This window comes from Tritonibacter aquimaris (assembly GCF_009617595.1).
GTDB lineage: Bacteria > Pseudomonadota > Alphaproteobacteria > Rhodobacterales > Rhodobacteraceae > Epibacterium > Epibacterium aquimaris.
On the sequence record NZ_WIXK01000004.1, the window covers coordinates 1 to 13235 of the forward strand.

Below are 13235 nucleotides of genomic sequence, written 5' to 3' on the forward strand. Positions count from 1 at the left end.
AACGGCGGATACGCTTCTCGTTCACCAGATGGCCGTTCTCGGGACTTTCGCGGCCCCACTGGGGCCACGGTCCCCTCGAACTTGCGCAGGTGCCAGGTCATCTGACGGACACCAAAGAACGGTGTTTCTAAGAACTGCTCGTCGATCTGACGCATCAGCATCAAGTTCATCGCCGTCTCGCCCTTGGGCCTGTAGTAGAATGATGACCGCGAGATCGACAGCAGCCTGCGCTGTTTGCCAATCGACAGATCGGTATTGGCTGGTTCAACCATCTCCCGCCTCACTTGCCGGTCCACGGCTTGAGCTTTCGTGACAAAAAATCATTGGCCACAGCCAGCTCCCCGATCTTGGCATGCCGTTCCCTGACCTGTGCTTCGTCAATCTCAGGAGCTTTCTTACCGCCACGCTCGAAAACGCCAGACGCACCTTCAAGCAGCGCACGCTTCCAGCTGTGGATCATCGTCGGGTGAACGCCAAACTGGCTTGCCAACTCAGCAACCGTCCGATCGCCCTTCAATGCCTCAAGCGCAACTTTGGCGTTGAACTCAGGCGAATGGTTCTTCCGTTTCGACATCTCTGATCGCCTCTTCGTTGAAAATCAGCAGACAACAAATCGTAACTTACGTCAGTGTCCAAATTTCGGGGGGGTAGCTCAATATGCGGGTCGCAAAACAACAGCACCGCCGCATATGGATGCGACGGTGCCAATGTTCTGACAGTCAGTGATTTGACTGTTCGATCCCAGTTAGTGGGTGTGTTTGTGGTCGAGCGCGTGCAGCAGGGTGCCGAGGTTGTGCTCAAACATTGCCAGGTAGCTTGTTGCTGGCCCGCCACGCTCAGACAGCGCATCTGAGAACAGGCGTCCACCGACTTCGATGCCGGTTTCATCAGAAATCTGCTTCACCAATGCAGGGCTGGTGATGTTTTCTACAAAAAGTGCTGCTGCGCCGTCAGACTTCAACTGATCGATCAGAACTGCCAGATCGCGGGCGGAAGGTTCTGCTTCGGTGTCGATCCCAACCGGAGCCAGGAATGTCATGCCATAGGCATCCGCCAGATAGCCAAAGGCATCATGGGCGGTGACAACAGTGCGTCGGTCAGACGGCAGTTTTGCCAGTTTGGTTTTTGTCGTTGCATCCAGCGTTTCAAGCTTGGCGATATAGCTTGCAGCATTTGCAGAGATTTCGTCTGCGTGATCCGGCAGCGCCGCTTTCATCGCGTCGGCAATGTTGTTCACATAGACCACACCATTGGTGAGCGAGTTCCAGGCGTGTGGGTCGATTTCGCCCTCTACCTTCACTGGGGTGATGCCTTTGGTTGCTACAAAAACATCTGCTTCGGTGCCGGATTCTGAGATCAGCGTGTCGGACCAGGTTTCAAAGCCCAGACCATTTACAAAGATGACATCCGCTTCGGCAACGGCGCGCGCATCCGCGACAGAGGGCTGATAGACATGCGCGTCTGCATCAGGTCCTACGATGGTGGTCACATCCGCCAGATCGCCGACCACTTCTTCAACCATGTCGCCAAGGATCGAAAAGCTTGCAACGATCTGCATGTCTTCATGCGCTGCGACGGGCAGGGCAGCGAGGGTGAGCGCTGTGGTTGCAACACCTGTGTAGAGGGATTTCATAAAGGTCATTGTGTTCTTTCCGACGTTTGAAGTTTTGCCGATGTGGTGTTGTTTGGAGTTGAGCGTTTGCGCAGGCGGCTGCCAAAGCCGAGCGGTCCAAAGACAGCTGAGACAATGAAAAAGCCTCCTGCAACCAAGACGATGGCTGGTCCGGACGGGGTGTCCGGGAAGAAATAGGATAGGGTGAGACCGATCCAACAGCTTGAAAGCGCAAAGACAAAGCCAAGCCCGAGCTGCGTGGTAATCGTGCTGGCCCAATAGCGCGCGGCGGTTGCGGGAAGGATCATCAAGCCAACGGCCATCAATGTGCCGAGCGTTTTGAACGCTGCCAGAAGGTTCAGAACCAAAAGCAGCATGAACCCTTGATCCACCAGCCAGGGGCGCCGGGTTTGCGTTTCAAAAAACACTGGGTCGCAGGTGCTGACGATCAGAGGGCGCAACAGCACCGCAAAAGACAACAATGTGACAGTTGCAACACCGCCCACAAGCAACATGGAGGCATCATCGATCCCAAGGATTGAGCCAAAGAGGAAACTTTTAAGCGGGACAGCTGAGCCTGCGGCCGACAGGATAAAGATGCCCATCGCCAGCGCAATCAGATAGAGCGAAGCTAGGCTCGCGTCGCTGCGTAGGATGGTACGACGTGCCAACAGGGCCGTTAGAATGGCAACGCCAACACCAGCAATCAAACCACCAACCAAAAGCGACATGACCGAAAGACCCGCAGTCACAAAGCCGATGACAATGCCCGGCGTGATCGCATGTGCCATTGCCTCACCTGCAAGGGACAGGCGACGCAGCACCAGAAATGCACCAACAGGCGCAACAGAGGCCGACAGTACCGTGGTCGCGACAAAGGCGCGCCGCATAAAGGTAAAACCCCACATTTCTTGCAAGAGTTCAAACATGGGCTTGCTCCAATTTTGCGGCGGGCTCCCGGAACATCCAGGAGGCCTGACTTTCGGACATATAGCCCTGTGCAACCAAACGGTCGGGGGTCAGGACGTCATTCACAGCGCCATGGGTCGCTTCGTGGCCACCAAGAAGCAGGGCATGGCTGCAATGATCGAGCACCGATGAAAGATCATGCACCACCAGCACCACCGCGCGGCCTTCGCTGCGCCAGCGTTTGATTATGTTGAGCAGATGTGCCTCGGTGCTTTGATCAACAGCTGCAAAAGGCTCATCAAGCAAGATCAGCGGCGCATCCTGCATAATCACCCGGGCAAACAATGTGCGCTGCAATTGCCCACCCGAAAGCATGTGCAGGGGCCGGTCGGCAATATCCAGCACCCCAACTTCATCCAGCGCAGCCTCGACCCGTTCTCGTGCCGCACGATTGAGACCAAAGCGGAGACCAAACCCGCCCCAGGCTCCCATTGCGGCAAGATCGCGAACCCGGATGGGAAAACGACGGTCGAATTCGGTCATCTGGGCGAGATAGCCGATTTCACGTGGACGTCCCTGTGCCCATGTCACGCTGCCAGACAGCGGGTTCATCAGGCCAAGGAGCATTTTGACAAAGGTGCTTTTGCCAGAACCGTTCGCCCCAAGCACCGCAAGCGTGTTCCCACCCTCAATGTTCATGGTGAGATCGCGAAATAAGGTGAGATCTTTGTAGCCAAGGCTGAGATCGCTAATCTGTACGACTGCTGACATCATATCACCGCGTAGATGATCAGCCACAAAACGGCCGAGGTGGCGATGGCCGTCGCGATCAGGCTGAGGGTACTCAGCTCGCTCAGGCAACGTTTGGTAGATGGGGAATGGGGAGGCTTCATGCCATAGCCCCCACCGGGGTAGGGAGCGGTGCGCTCGAACCCATGTTTGTTTGACAGCTTAGGTCGTTCAGCTCCGTCAATTTCAATCCTTCACCACCTTGCAGGGATCAGGGAGTGAGGGAGTTGTACAAAATTCCAGAAGCGATCTGCCACTAGTTGCATTGACATCTTCCTCTGGGACACCCCGCCCAGGTTAATCTGTTTTCAGATGGCAGGTCTCCTGACTCGCGGTTCGTTGTGTTCCCGATCCTTCCCAAGCCAAAGCTCAGTGGATTTTCCCGGGGCACTCACCGCTTACAGTTGCGGGGGCAGTTACGGAATTGACCTTGTTTTGCGGTCGCACCGTATTCCCTTTTCACCCAGCTCATATTATGTGACTGGGAACCATCGCGGCGAAGAGACACGAAATGAATCGATTCGCCAAGACACTTCCTGGAGAGGCCTAGGTCGATTCGTGGTGACCGCGTTTTTTGGCGATCATTGCAATAACAAGATTTTGATTCATTGTTGCCCTAAATGTTGACAATGACCTAACGCGAACCCCAATATGATGTTGCTTCGGTTCTTTCGATTCATGTCGAAAGCTAAGAGGGAAGCTGGTGAAAAACCGGCACTGCCCCCGCAACTGTAAGTGGAGAGCCAGGCTGAATTGCGCCACTGAAACCCCGTTTTGGGAAGGCCAGTCCAAGCTTTGATCCACGAGTCAGGAGACCTGCCGATGGCTAAAAAATGACCACGAACGGAGGGTTCGGGGGCGTGTCATGAGGCTTCTGCGGCTCATTCGCGTCTTCGGCTAATTGAGAAAGACAGAGGGACAATGAGCATTATCGTCTATTCCAAACCCGCTTGCGTACAGTGTACTGCCACCACCCGCGCTCTGGATGCCAAAGGCATCGAATATGACGTCGTGGATCTGACGCAGGACGATTCTGCGCTCTCTCATGTGACTGAGCTTGGCTACCGTCAGGCACCCGTTGTGGTTGCAGGAAACGACCATTGGTCCGGCTTCCGTCCGGACATGATCAACCGACTGGCTTCCTAAACGTGGACAGCGCGTCGCCAGCGCTGATCTATTTTTCGTCCGCGTCTGGAAACACCCAGAGATTTGTTGAACGTCTCGGAATTGATGCAACACGTATCCCCCGCGAGGAGGATGCGTGTTTTCCTATCGCAGAGCGACCCTTTGTGTTGATCTGCCCAACTTTTGCGGACGGCCAAGGGCGCGGCGCGGTGCCCAAGCAGGTCATTCGCTTTCTCAACGCCCCAGAACGGCGCGCCAATCTGGTTGGGGTTATAGGAAGCGGAAACAGAAATTTTGGCTCGACCTACGCATTGGCTGGTCGGGTCATATCGGAAAAATGCAAAGTGCCGCTGCTATACAGCTTTGAGCTGGCGGGCACTGAAACTGATATCGCCCGCGTTCGGGCGGGGCTAGAAACCCTGGGGAGAGAGCTATGCTCGACAGTTCGGTAAACGAACAAGATTATCACGCGTTGAATGCGATGCTGAACCTCTATGATGGTGAAGGCAATATTCGCTTTGATGCGGACCGCAAGGCTGCGCGCCAGTATTTCTTGCAGCATGTGAACCAGAACACCGTGTTCTTCCACTCACTGGATGAAAAGCTCGGTTATCTGGTAGAGCAGGGCTACTACGAAGCAGCGGTTCTCGACCAGTATTCCAAAAACTTCATGCGCAAGATCTGGGACGCGGCCTATGCCAAGAAGTTCCGCTTCCCCACCTTCCTGGGCGCATTTAAATACTACACATCTTACACGCTGAAGACCCGCGATGGTCAGCGTTACCTTGAACGTTACGAAGACCGTGTGGTGATGACCGCTCTGGCTTTGGCGCGCGGTGATGAGGCGCTGGCGCTTTCATTTATGGAAGAGGTCCTTGATGGCCGCTTTCAGCCCGCAACACCGACATTCCTGAACGCAGGCAAGGCGTCGCGCGGCGAGCTGATCTCTTGCTTCCTGCTTCGTCTCGAAGACAATATGGAAAGCATCGGCCGCGGCATCAACTCTGCGCTGCAGCTGTCCAAGCGTGGCGGTGGTGTTGCGTTGCTGCTGACCAATATCCGCGAGCATGGCGCGCCGATTAAAGGCATCGAAAACCAGTCGTCCGGGGTGATCCCGGTGATGAAACTGCTCGAAGACAGTTTTTCTTATGCCAACCAGCTTGGCGCACGTCAGGGCGCGGGAGCGGTTTACCTCAATGCGCACCACCCGGACATTATGCGTTTCCTCGATACCAAGCGCGAAAACGCGGATGAGAAGATCCGTATCAAAACGCTGTCGCTTGGCGTGGTGATCCCCGATATCACCTTTGAGCTGGCAAAGAAAAACGCGGATATGTATCTGTTCTCGCCGCATGACGTGGAAAAAATCTACGGCGTTCCATTCTCGGAGATTTCCGTTACCGAGAAATACGTCGAGATGGTCGATGACAAGCGCATCCGCAAAACCAAAGTGAACGCACGCGAGTTCTTCCAGACCATCGCAGAGATCCAGTTTGAATCTGGCTATCCCTATGTGATGTTTGAAGACACCGTAAACCGGATGAACCCGGTGGCGGGGCGCATCAATATGTCAAACCTGTGCTCGGAAATCCTACAGGTCAATGAAGCCTCCAAGTTCAAGGATGATCTGAGCTATGATCACTTGGGCACGGACATTTCTTGCAATCTTGGCTCGCTCAACATTGCCAAAACCATGGATGGCAAGGATCTGGGGCGCTCAGTTGGTGCTGCCATCCGCGCATTGACCGCAGTGTCGGAAATGTCAGCGATTGACTCGGTTCCATCCGTGCGTCGCGGCAATGATGAAAGCCATGCGATTGGCCTGGGGCAGATGAACCTGCATGGTTTCTTGGCGCGCGAGCATATCCACTATGGCAGCGCGGAAGGCATTGAATTCACGTCGGTCTACTTTGCTGCCGTGGCCTATCATGCAATCCGTACCTCCTGTGATCTGGCCCGTGAGCGCAAAGAGACATTTTCTGGCTTTGAAAATTCCGATTACGCGTCGGGTAAGTTCTTCAACAAATACACCGATCGCGACTGGTTGCCGCAAAGCGAGCGCGTGACCGAATTGTTTGCTGATATCTCACTGCCAAACCGCGAAGACTGGGCGGCGTTGAAGGCAGATGTGATGAAACACGGGCTGTTCAACCGCAACCTGCAGGCAGTGCCGCCGACGGGCTCGATCTCTTACATCAACAACTCAACCTCTTCGATCCACCCGATTGTTTCAAAGATTGAGATCCGTAAGGAAGGCAAGATCGGTCGCGTGTATTATCCTGCGGCGTTCATGAACAATGAAAACCTGGAATACTACCGCGATGCCTATGAAATCGGCCCAGAGGCGCTGATTGATACCTATGCTGCGGCGACCGAACACGTGGATCAGGGCCTGTCGCTGACACTGTTCTTCCCAGCCGAAGCCACCACCCGCGACATCAACCGCGCGCAGATCTATGCCTGGAAGAAAGGCATCAAAACGATCTACTACGTGCGCCTGCGCCAAGAGGCCCTGGAAGGCACCGAGGTTCAGGGCTGCGTAAGCTGCACATTGTGAGCGGAGAGAGACCATGAAAGATATGACTGAAACCAAAATCCCGCGCGCGATCAACTGGAACCGGCTGGATGATGAAAAAGACCTGGAAGTGTGGAACCGTCTGACAGTGAACTTCTGGCTGCCGGAAAAAGTGCCGCTTTCCAATGACATCCAGAGCTGGGCGACGCTGACCGATCACGAAAAACAGCTGACCATCCGGGTTTTCACCGGGCTGACCCTTTTGGATACCATTCAGAACTCGGTTGGTGCGCCGGCGCTGATGCCCGATGCCATCACGCCACATGAAGAGGCGGTATTGACCAATATCGCCTTTATGGAGGCGGTGCATGCGCGCAGCTATTCGTCAATCTTCTCGACGCTGTGCTCGACCAAGGAAATTGATGAGGCCTTCCGCTGGTCTGACGAAAACCCACATCTGCAGGCCAAGGCCAAGGCAATCCTTGACACATATGCACCAGGCAATGACCCGCTGAAGCGCAAGATTGCCAGCGTGTTTTTGGAAAGCTTCCTGTTTTATTCGGGCTTTTATCTGCCGATGTATTGGTCGAGCCGCGCAAAGCTCACCAATACCGCCGACCTGATCCGCCTGATCATCCGCGATGAGGCGGTGCATGGCTACTACATTGGCTATAAGTTCCAGCGTGGCTATGAAAAGCTTGATGAAGCCGCGCAGCAGGAGCTTAAAGACTACGCCTTTGGCCTGATGTTTGAGCTCTATGGTATCGAAAACCAATACACAGAAGAGCTCTATGACGAGATCGGCCTGACCGAGGATGTCAAAGTCTTCCTGCACTACAATGCCAACAAGGCGCTGCAGAACCTTGGCTTTGAAGCACTGTTCCCGCCAGAAGTGTCAGAGGTAAATCCAGCGATCCTCGCCGCGTTGAGCCCGGATAGTGAAAACCATGACTTCTTCTCAGGCTCGGGCTCTTCTTATGTGATTGGCAAGGCCGTCGCGACAGAGGACGAAGACTGGGATTTCTGATCTTAGCACAGTTGCATTATTGAGGTGGTCGTTGCAAAGCGGCCACCTTTTTTTGTGCAAATGTCTCATTGCCCAAGGCATTGGGGGCAGGGAATTTCGCTGCATGCTTTTGGCTGATCACGGTAGGAGGTTCGGTTGAGAAAAGACTCGTAACCCGCTGATTTCAGGCCTGAATTTCTATTTTCTCTTGGGGGGGGAAGTGGCAGCCCGTAGGGGAATCGAACCCCTCTTTCCAGGTTGAAAACCTGGCGTCCTAACCGATAGACGAACGGGCCACTCTTGGTGTGAGGGCGGTTTTAGTGTTAAGCGCCGAGACCCGCAAGCGGAAAAAGCTACTTTTTTGTTTTTTCTTATCCACAGGTCTCTTTGCGCGGGTTGCCTGGCCCGTTTGCACTTTATGCGGGCGCTGCATCCTCAAGGCGCAGCTGTGGCGCCTGGCGGCCGCCCCAGGTGTTGATTTCAAGCCGCCCTGCACAGTGGAAACGTGCGCCGCCATGTTCCAGCAAGCGAGGGCCAAGCGCGGTATCAAACGCACCAAAGCAAATCGCATCAAGCTTTGCACCCATCCCGTCCGACAGGCTCAATTTCAGGTGGCTTTCGCCGACACGTTTCGCGAATTTGATTTCCACCTCAGGGAAGGCATAGCGCGGGGCAGGGGCACCGGCGCCAAAGGGGCCCGCTTGTTCGATCTGTTCGATCAGATCAACCCGCGCAGCACCGGGCATCAGCATTCCATCAAGCTTCAGATCCTGCGGACCCAGCGCGCCTGCGCCCTGTTTGTCCAACAGCGCCGCTAGCCGTTCCATTGCGGGCTCAAGCTGATCACGTGCAACCGTGAGGCCCGCCGCCATCTTATGTCCGCCGCCTTTGGTCAGCAGCCCCTCAGCAACCACTTTCTGAATCGAGGCACCCAGATCAATGCCTGAAACAGACCGGCCTGATCCTTTGCCCTCGTCGCCATCAAGACCAATGACCACCGCGGGGCGGCCTGTGGCTTCTTTCAGACGGGACGCCACAATGCCCACAACACCTGGATGCCAGCCTTCACCTGCCGCCCAGACCAAAGGCGCATCCAGACCGCGTTCTTCGGCCTGTTCTATTGCTGCCGCGCGCACCGCGTTTTCAATATCACGACGTTCGGTATTCAACTGATCCAGCCGCTCTGCCATGGCGGCTGCTTCATGCGGATTGTCCGTTGCCAATAGGCGCGCGCCAAGATCGGCCTTACCAATACGCCCGCCTGCGTTCACTCGTGGCCCCAGCAAAAAGCCAAGGTGATAGGTCGACGGTGCCGCATCCATCCGGCTCACATCCGCAAGGGCCACGAGGCCCGGACGTTGACGCGCGCCCATCACTTTTAGCCCCTGGCGTACCAGGGCCCGGTTTGCGCCAATCAGCGGTGCCACATCCGCAACGGTTGCCAGTGCGACCAGATCCAACAGCTGCATCAGATTGGGCCCCTGCGTGCCTTTTTCGCGCATCTGACGACCGGTCTCCACCAGCATCAAAAACACCACACCAGCGGCGCAGAAATAGCCGAGATCACCGCTTTCATCCTGGCGATTAGGATTTACCACAGCGACGCATTCGGGCAGGGTTTCACCGCCAAGGTGGTGGTCGAGCACGATCACATCCGCACCTTTTGCAGCGGCAATAGGTTCATGGCTCAAGGTGCCACAATCCACACAGATGATCAGATCATGATCGCGCGCAAGCGCGGCCATAGCGGGCACATTGGGGCCGTAGCCCTCGTCAATGCGGTCTGGAATATAGAGCGTTGCATCAAGCCCCATCTGGCGCAGCCAAACCAGCAACAGGGCGCCAGAAGAGCCACCATCCACATCATAATCGGCAAAGACCGCAATGCGCTCACGCCGCTCTACCGCTTGTAAAAATCGCGCGGCGGCGGCTTCCATGTCTTTCATCTGACGGGGGTCAGGCAGCAGCTCTTTGAGCTTTGGCTCAAGAAACCCAGTGGCCTCCATCGCGGGCACGCCACGACGTGCCAGTACCTGACATACCGCAGCAGGCAGGCCCGTTTGTTGCACCATCATCTCAGCTGCGCGTTGTATATCCACACCGGGTCCAACCCAGCTGCGCCCAGTTAAGGATGTGTCTACCCCCAGAAAGCTCATGCCTGTCTCCTTACGTCAAAAAGGCCGGATCCAAACGGAACCCGGCCCTTCATCTTTTTATAAATACTCAAATCCCACCATTGGCCACAAGGGCCAGCAGGAGTGATTATTCATGCGATGCCAGCGGCGTGCGGTAGCTCATGCGGCGCACAGAACCGGTTTTGGAACGCATCAGCAGGGTCGATGTCTCAACCCAGCCCGGCTCACGCTTCAGGCGCGGCAGCAGCGAGCCACCGGTAACGCCAGTTGCGGCAAAGATCACGTCCTGAGTGACCATCTCATCCCGGTTGTAGATACGGTCCAGGTCGGTGATGCCAGCTTTTGCAGCACGTGCTTTTTCGTCATCGTTGCGGAACAACAGGCGGCCAAAGATCTGACCACCCATGCATTTCAGCGCAGCCGCGGCCAGAACACCCTCAGGTGCGCCACCCTGGCCCATATACATGTCGATGCCAGTTACTTCTGCTTCGGCGCAGTGCATAACGCCTGCAACGTCACCATCGGTGATCAGGCGGATGGAGGCACCGGTTTCGCGTACTTCAGCGATCATCGCCTCGTGGCGCGGACGCTCAAGGATGCAAACGGTGATGTCAGAGGGCGCGCAGCCTTTTGCTTTGGCGAGGGCTTCAACACGCTCACGCGGGGACATGTCGAGCGAAACAACACCCTCGGCGTAACCTGGGCCAATCGCCAGCTTGTCCATATAGGTGTCAGGCGCGTGTAGCATGGATCCGCGCGGGCCCATTGCAATCACGGTCAGCGCGTTTGGCATGTCTTTTGCGGTCAGTGTGGTGCCTTCCAGCGGGTCGAGCGCGATATCGACGCCGGGGCCGTTACCGGTGCCGACTTCTTCGCCGATATACAGCATCGGCGCTTCGTCACGTTCACCTTCGCCGATGACCACAACACCCGCAATGTCCAAAAGGTTCAGCTGTTCACGCATAGCGTTTACAGCAGCTTGGTCTGCTGCTTTTTCGTCACCACGACCGATCAGCGAGGCCGAGGCCAACGCCGCCTGTTCCGCAACGCGGGCCAGGCCCAGAGACAACATGCGATCGTGAAATTCAGGAGTAGACGACATGGCGATATCCTTGGTTTAAAACTCTTATGTCCCTCTAACGCAGCTGACCAGCAACCGACAAGTCGCTTGTCTCAGCATTCGGGGGGAAACACGATGAAATCAGAAGTTTTCTGCCCATTGGGCGCGCGCTGGATGCATCTGAGCATAAAACAGCAGCGGTCGGTGGCAGAGCGCCCATTCAGGCGCTCTGTGAAACAATCAGAGGTTTTCGATCCGAATGGCAACGGGCGCCATCGACACCGCGTCACTGGCCTGCAGCTGTTCCAGCGCCTGATCAATAGAGGCACGGCTGGTTTTATGGGTCACGATCAGCACCGGTGCTGAAGGCTCATCATGGCTGTATTGGCGCATGCGATCGATGGAAATGCCACATTCGCCAAGAACTGCGGTCACCTTTGCCAGTGTTCCGGGCTTATCTTGCAGCGCCATGCGCAGATAGAAGGGGGCAGGCAGCTCTGCTTGTGCAGCAGGTGCGGCCTGCAAATTGGTTGCGGGCTGGCCAAAGGTTGCCATCTTGAACCCGCGTGTAATGTCACAGACATCACCCATGACGGCGCTGGCTGTTGGGCCTTCGCCAGCACCGGGGCCACGCAGCACGATCTGCTCGACGGCATCGCCTTCGACCACAATCATATTGGTGCCGCCCTCAAGCTGCCCAAGTGGCGAATTGGCAGGCACCAGACAGGGCGACATGCGCTGTTCAAGCCCGCGGCCAGTGCGCTGTGCAACACCCAGCAGTTTGATGCGGAACCCCATGTCAGCGGCCGCGCGAATGTCCTCAATCGCAATGCGCTGAATGCCTTCAAGCTGCACATCATCAAACGCAGGCTTAGTGCCAAACGCAATCGCAGCCAAAATTGCAAGCTTGTGGCCCGCGTCAATGCCGCCCACATCCAGATTTGGATCAGCTTCGAGGTATCCAAGACGGCCGCATTCTTCAAACAGCGCATTATAGCCCTGTCCGGTAGCTTCCATCTGGGTCAAGATGTAGTTGCAGGTGCCGTTCATCACCCCCATCACGCGGGTGATTTCATTGCCCGCAAGCCCTTCTGATAGGGCTTTGATCACGGGAATGCCGCCTGCGACTGCGGCTTCATAGCGAAGAGATGCGCCTTTTTCTTCGGCAAGTTCAGCCAGTGCTTGGCCGTGAATGGCCAGCAGCGCCTTATTGGCGGTGACCACGTCTTTGCCCGCGCTCAGCGCTGCTTCGATACAGTCTTTGGCCGCGCCCTCGTGGCCGCCCATCAGTTCGACCAGCAGATCCACGTCATCGCGTTTGGCTAGGGCAACGGGATCCGTTTCCCACGCGTAGTCAGACAGTGAAACACCACGATCTTTGCTGGCGTCGCGGGCCGAGACAGCAGAGATCGTAATCGGGCGTCCCGTGCGGGCTTCCAGCATGGCAGCGTGGCGGCGAATGATTTTCACCACACCAATGCCAACAGTTCCCAAACCTGCAATGCCAAGTCGAAGCGGTTCTGTCATCGGTGGAAGTCCCTTATGGTCATCAGTCCGCTTCCGCATATCGGGTTCGGCTCATAGGTGCAACGGAGCACGTCACTGATGACGGCGCAAATCCACTCTGATGTGCAAAGCTTGAGGGGCGTCGGGCGAAAAAAGGTCAGATTTCGGCCGCTTTGAGCGCAGCTGCCCGCGCTTTCAGCCGCGCGGCTCGACGCGCAAGCTCCGCTTCCAGCTCCTGCGCTTCTTCAGAAGGGGCGGCGCGATCTTCAACAACCCCATCAAGTGGGATCAGCTCGGGGTAGGGGGCATTGCGCAGATCATCTGTCAGCTGATCTTCGATTTCAGGCACGCGGGTGCAGGCAGCGGCCAGGGCAAGGCTCAAGAGCAAAACAGGCAATACTGGGCGCGCCATTTACAAATCCTTCGTCGCTTTCGCCCTTGTGAACCACATTTCACTATCGTGAGACAAGAGCGGATCATGCGAAGCGTCAGATTGGCCAGCGATGATGAAAACCTATAGCCGTATAAAGAAAGGTCGCGAAGGGGGCGCATTGTGGCGTAGAACTTATTGAAATGAA

The 13235-nt window shown here is 56.0% G+C and carries 12 protein-coding genes, 1 tRNA gene, 1 pseudogene and 2 riboswitches; of the genes and pseudogenes, 4 read left to right on the plus strand and 10 right to left on the minus strand.

Annotated elements, in window-relative coordinates:
- From GG681_RS08290 to GG681_RS08310, 5 genes and pseudogenes are all read right to left on the minus strand, one after another.
- Positions 1-272, minus strand: a pseudogene (locus GG681_RS08290) (IS3 family transposase); the annotation flags it as partial.
- An 8-nt stretch (positions 273-280) separates the two neighbouring features.
- Positions 281-574, minus strand: coding sequence for a transposase (locus tag GG681_RS17870; RefSeq protein WP_153547048.1), 294 nt, complete (start codon positions 572-574; stop codon positions 281-283).
- Between the two features lie 171 nt (positions 575-745).
- Positions 746-1642, minus strand: a complete 897-nt coding sequence (locus tag GG681_RS08300) for a metal ABC transporter solute-binding protein, Zn/Mn family (RefSeq protein WP_153547050.1) — start codon at positions 1640-1642, stop codon at positions 746-748.
- Positions 1639-2541, minus strand: coding sequence for a metal ABC transporter permease (locus GG681_RS08305; protein WP_214645137.1), 903 nt, complete (start codon positions 2539-2541; stop codon positions 1639-1641). The genes GG681_RS08300 and GG681_RS08305 overlap by 4 nt, the downstream gene beginning before the upstream one ends.
- The gene (locus tag GG681_RS08310; RefSeq protein ID WP_194287164.1) at positions 2534-3292 is read right to left on the minus strand and encodes a metal ABC transporter ATP-binding protein; all 759 of its coding nucleotides are present in this window, start codon (positions 3290-3292) and stop codon (positions 2534-2536) included. Before GG681_RS08310 ends, GG681_RS08305 begins: the two co-directional genes overlap by 8 nt.
- A 315-nt stretch (positions 3293-3607) precedes the next feature.
- Positions 3608-3818, minus strand: a riboswitch (cobalamin riboswitch).
- Between the two features lie 138 nt (positions 3819-3956).
- Positions 3957-4148, plus strand: a riboswitch (cobalamin riboswitch).
- Between the two features lie 83 nt (positions 4149-4231).
- Between GG681_RS08310 and nrdH the strand changes: the two genes are divergently transcribed.
- Genes nrdH through nrdF form a run of 4 tightly spaced genes read left to right on the plus strand, consistent with a single transcriptional unit; the run spans position 4232 to position 7977 of the window.
- The gene (gene nrdH / locus GG681_RS08315) at positions 4232-4456 is read left to right on the plus strand and encodes a glutaredoxin-like protein NrdH (protein ID WP_153547054.1); all 225 of its coding nucleotides are present in this window, start codon (positions 4232-4234) and stop codon (positions 4454-4456) included.
- 23 nt (positions 4457-4479) lie between these two features.
- Positions 4480-4887: a class Ib ribonucleoside-diphosphate reductase assembly flavoprotein NrdI gene (gene nrdI / locus GG681_RS08320; RefSeq protein ID WP_153547754.1), complete on the plus strand. Its 408-nt coding sequence runs from the start codon at positions 4480-4482 to the stop codon at positions 4885-4887.
- Positions 4869-6992, plus strand: a complete 2124-nt coding sequence (gene nrdE, locus GG681_RS08325; RefSeq protein WP_153547056.1) for a class 1b ribonucleoside-diphosphate reductase subunit alpha — start codon at positions 4869-4871, stop codon at positions 6990-6992. Before nrdI ends, nrdE begins: the two co-directional genes overlap by 19 nt.
- 13 nt (positions 6993-7005) lie before the next feature.
- Entirely contained in the window at positions 7006-7977 is a 972-nt protein-coding gene (gene nrdF, locus GG681_RS08330) for a class 1b ribonucleoside-diphosphate reductase subunit beta (protein WP_153547058.1), read from the plus strand.
- A gap of 200 nt (positions 7978-8177) precedes the next feature.
- Here the strand turns inward: nrdF and GG681_RS08335 are convergent.
- From GG681_RS08335 to GG681_RS08355, 5 genes are all read right to left on the minus strand, one after another.
- Positions 8178-8252: transfer RNA gene (locus GG681_RS08335), tRNA-Glu, on the minus strand.
- Positions 8253-8372: 120 nt separating this feature from the next.
- Positions 8373-10112, minus strand: a complete 1740-nt coding sequence (recJ, locus tag GG681_RS08340) for a single-stranded-DNA-specific exonuclease RecJ (protein ID WP_153547060.1) — start codon at positions 10110-10112, stop codon at positions 8373-8375.
- Between the two features lie 106 nt (positions 10113-10218).
- Positions 10219-11193: a class II fructose-bisphosphatase gene (gene glpX / locus GG681_RS08345; protein ID WP_153547062.1), complete on the minus strand. Its 975-nt coding sequence runs from the start codon at positions 11191-11193 to the stop codon at positions 10219-10221.
- A gap of 198 nt (positions 11194-11391) precedes the next feature.
- On the minus strand, positions 11392-12678 hold the full coding sequence (locus GG681_RS08350) for a homoserine dehydrogenase (protein WP_153547064.1): 1287 nt from the start codon (positions 12676-12678) through the stop codon (positions 11392-11394).
- 136 nt (positions 12679-12814) lie between these two features.
- The gene (locus tag GG681_RS08355) at positions 12815-13069 is read right to left on the minus strand and encodes a hypothetical protein (protein ID WP_153547066.1); all 255 of its coding nucleotides are present in this window, start codon (positions 13067-13069) and stop codon (positions 12815-12817) included.
- Positions 13070-13235 lie beyond the last annotated feature (166 nt).